This is a genomic window from Acinetobacter sp. NBRC 110496 (assembly GCF_000876115.1).
Taxonomy (GTDB): Bacteria; Pseudomonadota; Gammaproteobacteria; order Pseudomonadales; family Moraxellaceae; genus Acinetobacter.
The window spans coordinates 1-708 of the sequence record NZ_BBTF01000153.1 but is presented as its reverse complement, the minus strand read 5'-3'; the positions used below and the strand labels follow the sequence as shown (position 1 = coordinate 708).

General features: G+C 50.7%; 1 protein-coding gene. It reads right to left on the bottom strand.

Features of this window, described 5'->3' with window-relative positions; all coding sequences use genetic code 11:
* The coding region (locus Aba26S_RS21000) for an Ig-like domain-containing protein (RefSeq protein ID WP_043975211.1) at window positions 1–708 on the bottom strand (708 nt) is incomplete at both ends.

Below are 708 nucleotides of genomic sequence, written 5' to 3'. Positions count from 1 at the left end.
CTGCATTGATTGGATGTAACACAGGGGCATTCGGTGCAGTTACATCTACGCTATAAGCATGGGTAGTTGTAACCGTACTGCTATTGCCTGCTGCATCTGTAAATTTAACATTGGCATCAATGATTTTATCTGTATCTGCGACCAAGCCACTGCCCGGAACACTGACACTCCATGTACCATTCGCTGCATTCACTGTAGCAGTATAACTTACTCCATCGACAATAATGGTGACTACCGTCTTCGCCGCATCAGCAGGTACACCGGTTAATGTTCCTGTCAAGGTAACATTACCAGTAGATTCTGCTGCATTGAGTACGTTATCCGCTGTGACTGCATCAACCGTAAATCCGACAGAGCTGGTATCTGGCGCAACCGTATCCACAATTCCAGTGCCTGGCAAGGACACATTTCCTGCCGGATCAGTCGCTGTTGCGGTCACCGCCTCACCATTCAACAAGCCACCCGGATTCGGTACACTCCAGACCCCGGTGACTGGATCGGCGGTCACCTGTTCGGTACTGCCGTTCGGGAAGGTCACTTTGACTGTTGAGCCTGGTTCTGCCGTACCGGTAATCGGATCAACTGCATTGATCGGATTCACGACAGGTGCATTCGGTGCAACCGTATCAATCGTAATTGTACCTGTCGCTGTACCCACATTTCCTGCTGGATCAGTCGCTGTGACGGTCACGGTATGCGGACCATCAG